The following is a 4,922-nucleotide window of genomic DNA, read 5'->3' as shown; positions in this document are numbered from 1 at the left end:
ACCGCGTCGGCCGCCGCCGCCGCTGGCTGGCGCGAGCAGCTGCACACCGCGCTGATCGGGCTGGGATACCAGCCCCGGGAGGCCGACGACGCGGTGGACGCGGTCGCCCCGCAGGCGGAGGCCGCGCTCGCCGAGGGCGGCGCACCACCGGTGCCTCAACTGCTGCGCGCCGCACTCCAGTCCCTGAACCGCACCCGCTGACGGCCGGCCGCCAGTACATGCGACGCCCCGACACCCGACGAAAGATCCGGCCATGACCTGGGACGACGAAGCAGCCGACGCCGAGCGGCTGGTCGGTGCCGCAGCCGACCACGAGGACACCGCGGTGGAGGCCGCTCTGCGGCCGAAGGACCTCAACGAGTTCGTCGGCCAGACCAAGGTCCGCGAACAGCTCGACCTGGTCCTGCGGGCCGCCCGCCAGCGCGGCGCGACCGCGGACCACGTGCTGCTTTCCGGAGCGCCCGGACTGGGCAAGACCACCCTCTCCATGATCATCGCGGCCGAGATGGGTGCCCCCATCCGCATCACCTCCGGCCCCGCGATCCAGCACGCTGGTGACCTCGCCGCCATCCTGTCCTCCCTCCAGGAGGGCGAGGTGCTGTTCCTCGACGAGATCCACCGCATGTCCCGGCCCGCCGAGGAGATGCTCTACATGGCCATGGAGGACTTCCGGGTCGACGTCATCGTCGGCAAGGGGCCGGGCGCCACCGCCATCCCGCTGGAGCTGCCGCCGTTCACCCTCGTCGGCGCCACCACCCGGGCGGGCCTGCTGCCGCCGCCGCTGCGCGACCGCTTCGGGTTCACCGCGCACATGGAGTTCTACGAACCGGCCGAACTGGAACGGGTGATCCACCGCTCCGCCGGGCTGCTGGACGTGACGACCGACGTGGAGGGCGCCGCGGAGATCGCCGGCCGCTCCCGGGGCACGCCGCGCATCGCCAACCGGCTGCTGCGCCGCGTCCGGGACTACGCCCAGGTCAAGGCGGACGGCGCCATCACCCGGCGGATCGCGCAGCAGGCGCTGGCCGTCTACGAGGTCGACGCCCGCGGCCTGGACCGGCTCGACCGCGGGGTGCTGGAGGCACTGCTCAAACTGTTCGGCGGCGGCCCGGTCGGCCTCTCCACGCTCGCCGTCGCGGTGGGGGAGGAGCGGGAGACGGTCGAGGAGGTTGCCGAGCCGTTCCTCGTCCGGGAGGGACTGCTGGCCCGCACCCCGCGCGGCCGGGTGGCGACACCGGCCGCATGGGCGCACCTCGGCCTGACACCGCCGCAGCAGGGCGGTCCGCAGCACGGCGGAACACCGGGGCAAGCCGGGCTGTTCGGAGCGTGACCTGTTGGTGCTCGCACCGACCGGAACCCCAGTGCCATGCTGGACGTTGTTCCACAGGTGCGGGTCGCTTAGACTCCGCCGACGCCGTCCGTCACGTTCGGCGCGACCGTCCCCATACCCCCAGGCCGCTCCCCGCGGTCATACGAAGGAAATTCCTCCGCCGTGGATATCGCAATTCTCCTCCCCTTCATCGTGCTCATCGGCGCCATGTTCCTGATGACCCGGTCGGCCAAGAAGAAGCAGCAGCAGGCCGTCAACATGCGCGACCAGATGCAGCCCGGAACGGGCGTCCGCACGATCGGCGGCATGTACGCCCGCGTGAAGGAGGTGGGCGAGGACACGGTCCTGCTGGAGATCGCCCCCGGCCTGCACGCGCTGTACGCCAAGAACGCCGTGGGCGCGGTCCTGGAGGACGCGGAGTACGAGCGCATCGTCAGTGGTGAGACGGAGGTCGAGGAGGCGCCGGTCGTACCCGACGACGCGTCCTCGCTCACCGTCACCGGGGACACCGACGACGACAAGAAGATCGACCTGGGCAAGGGCGACGACGACACCAAGGACGCCGCCGCCGACGACGGGGAGCCCAGGGACACCAAGCGGGACGGTGAAGACGGCTCCAAGTAGCCGCATCCGCCGCCGGAACCCACAGGTCCCGGCGGCGTCGCACGTTCCGCACACCACTTCGCGCCGCGCGGTGACCACCGCGCGCGGGCGGCTGGACAGGGAGAAACGAGAAGGTGGCGACACCGAAGAAGCGCCGCAGGTCACCGGGGGCGCCCGGCAAGCCGTGGCGCGCGCTGACGCTGATGATCCTGCTGACCGTCGTTCTCACCGGCGGCATGCTGCTCACCGGCGCGAACACGCCCCGGCTGGGCATCGACCTCGCGGGCGGCACCAGCATCACGCTCACCGCGAAGGACGAGCCCGGCAAGAAGGACGCGGTCACCGAGGAGAACATGAAGACCGCCGCCTCGATCATCGAGCGGCGCGTCAACGGTCTCGGTGTGTCCGAGGCAGAGGTGGCGACCCAGGGCGAACGCAACATCGTCGTCAACATCCCCCGGGGGACCGACGAGGAGCAGGCCCGGGAGCAGGTCGGCACCACCGCGCAGCTGGGCTTCCGCACCGTGCTGACGACGGCCCCGGTCGGGGCGCCCGCACCGGGCGAGCCCACGCCGAGCCCCTCCGAGTCGGCCGGCGGTGACGGCGGAGCCGACGAGGGGCAGGACAACGAGGGCGAGAGCGCCGCTCCGTCCGGCTCCCCGTCCCCGGACGCCACCACCCAGGGCCGGGCGCTCACCGACGCGCTTAAGGCCGACGCCGCGGAGACCCCCTCTCCCTCAGCCCCGGCCTCCCCGCCCGCCGAGCCGGAGCAGCCTGGCCTGCCGCAGCAGCAGGACGTGCCCGCCGAGCTGGCCAAGGAGCTCCAGGAGCTGGACTGCTCCACGAAGGAGGCCCGCGCCGAGGCCGGCCAGGAAGTGGCCGCCGCCGGCCCGTCCGAGTCCGTCGTCGCCTGCGACCGCGAGGGCCAGTTCAAGTACGCGCTCGGCAAGGTCGAGGTCCCCGGCACCGACGTGTCCGGTGCCGAGGCCGTCTTCGACCCGCAGCGCACCATGTGGATCGTCACGATGGAGTTCACCTCCGCCGGGTCGAAGAAGTTCGCGAACGTCACCGGGCGCATCGCCCAGCTGCCCTCGCCGCAGAACCAGTTCGCCATCACGCTCGACGGTGAGGTCGTCTCGGCGCCCAGCGTCAGCACCCGTATCTCCGGCAGCGCCGAGATCACCGGCAGCTTCAACCAGGAGTCCTCGGCCGAGCTGGCCAACGTGCTGAAGTTCGGCGCGCTGCCGATCAGCTTCGAGGAGTCCAACGTCGTCACCATCTCGCCGTCGCTGGGTGACGAGCAGCTGAAGGCCGGTCTGATCGCCGGTGCCATCGGCCTCGCGCTGGTCGCGGTGTACCTGTTCTTCTACTACCGCGTACTCGCCCTGGTGGCCATCGCCAGCCTGCTGGCCATGGGCGGGCTGACGTACGTCATCATGACGCTGCTCGGCCCGGCCATCGGCTTCGCGCTGAGCCTGCCGGCCGTGTGCGGCGCCATCGTCGCGATCGGCATCACCGCGGACTCGTTCATCGTGTACTTCGAACGCATCCGGGACGAGGTCCGCGAGGGCCGCTCGATCCGCCCGGCCATCGAACGGGCCTGGCCGCGCGCCCGGCACACCATCCTCATCTCCGACGTGGTGTCGTTCCTCGCCGCCGTGGTGCTGTTCTTCGCCGCTGTCGGCTCGGTGCAGGGCTTCGCCTTCGTCCTCGGCCTGACCACGCTGCTCGACGTGGTGGTGGTGTTCCTCATGACCAAGCCGCTGACCAGCCTGCTGGCCGGCCGCGAGTTCTTCTCCAGCGGCCACTCGTGGTCCGGCCTGGACCCCAAGCGACTGGGTGCGAAGTCCCCCATCCGCGGCCGTCGCGCGGCGACCGTTCCCGCCGAACCGAAGGAGGCCTGAGATGTCACGGATCGGCGAACTCGGCGGCAAGCTCTACCGGGGTGAGGCGGCGTTCGACTTCATCAGCCGCCGCAAGATCTGGTACGCCGTCTCGGTCCTGCTGATCGCCATCTCCCTGGGCGGTCTGCTGGGCAAGGGCCTCTTCATGGGCGTGGAGTTCCAGGGCGGCGCGGTCTTCACCACCCCGCCCACCCAGCTCACGGTCGAGGAGGCCCGGGAGACCGCCGAATCGGCCTCCGGCAACGAGGCCCGGGTGCAGCGCCTGGGCAGCGACGCTCTGCGCATCACCGTCACCGGCCTGGACACCGACACCTCCAACAGCACCCGCGAGGCGCTGGCGGAGGAACTCGGCATCGCCACGGCCGATCTCGACGCCGAGCTGGTCGGCCCCAGCTGGGGCGAGCAGATGACCAGCAAAGCCCTCACCGGCATGGTCATCTTCCTGGTGCTGGTGAGTGTCTACCTCGCCATCGCCTTCGAGTGGCGGATGGCCGTCGCCGCGCTCGTCGCGCTGCTGCACGACCTGGTGATCACCGTCGGCGTGTACGCGCTCGTCGGCTTCGAGGTGACACCGGGCACGGTGGTCGGTGTGCTGACCATTCTCGGCTACTCGCTCTACGACACGGTCGTGGTGTTCGACAAGGTCTCCGAGAACACCCGCACGCTGGACAAGCAGAACCGCCGGACCTACCCGGAGCTGGCCAACCTCGGCCTCAACTCCACCCTGGTCCGGTCGGTCAACACCTCCATCGTCGCGCTTCTCCCGGTCGCCGGACTGCTGTTCATCGGCGCCGGCCTGCTCGGCGGCGGCATGCTCAAGGACATCGCGCTGTCCCTGTTCGTCGGCCTCACCGCCGGAACCTACTCGTCGATCATGATCGCCACACCGGTGGTCGTCGACCTGAAGAACCGCGACCCCGAGGTCAAGGCGCACGACCGGCGGGTGCTGGCCAAGCGCGCTGCCCGGGGCGGCGCCGAGGAGGGCGACGAGGAGCCCTCGGACGCCGCGCCGACCGACGGCCCCGCCCCCGCGGCGGACGACACCGAGGACGCCGACGAGGTGCAGGACGCCGCCCCGGCGGGTG

4 protein-coding genes and 1 pseudogene are annotated in these 4,922 nt (G+C 71.2%); all 5 read left to right on the top strand.

Going from position 1 to position 4,922, the window contains the following annotated elements:
* Positions 1–201 (top strand): annotated as a pseudogene (locus tag ACYVE9_RS15580) (Holliday junction branch migration protein RuvA); the annotation flags it as partial.
* Between the two features lie 52 nt (positions 202–253).
* On the top strand, positions 254–1,330 hold the full coding sequence (gene ruvB / locus ACYVE9_RS15575; protein WP_461028447.1) for a Holliday junction branch migration DNA helicase RuvB: 1,077 nt from the start codon (positions 254–256) through the stop codon (positions 1,328–1,330).
* A 162-nt stretch (positions 1,331–1,492) separates the two neighbouring features.
* Entirely contained in the window at positions 1,493–1,954 is a 462-nt protein-coding gene (gene yajC, locus ACYVE9_RS15570; protein WP_461028446.1) for a preprotein translocase subunit YajC, read from the top strand.
* A gap of 113 nt (positions 1,955–2,067) precedes the next feature.
* Complete coding sequence (secD, locus tag ACYVE9_RS15565) at positions 2,068–3,837, top strand: protein translocase subunit SecD (RefSeq protein ID WP_461028445.1); 1,770 nt, start codon at positions 2,068–2,070, stop codon at positions 3,835–3,837.
* A gap of 1 nt (position 3,838) precedes the next feature.
* Positions 3,839–4,922, top strand: a 1,084-nt coding sequence (secF, locus tag ACYVE9_RS15560) for a protein translocase subunit SecF (protein ID WP_461028444.1), incomplete at its 3' end; no start/stop codon positions are given.

It is taken from the genome of Streptomyces sparsus (assembly GCF_054776295.1).
Note: the sequence above shows the minus strand (reverse complement) of the source record. Positions and strands in the feature narration are given on the sequence as shown.

Bases quoted from the DNA above. Each gene is read 5' to 3' on its own strand.
- ruvB (WP_461028447.1), top strand. From the start codon at position 254: ATGACCTGGGACGACGAAGCAGCCGACGCCGAGCGGCTGGTCGGTGCC.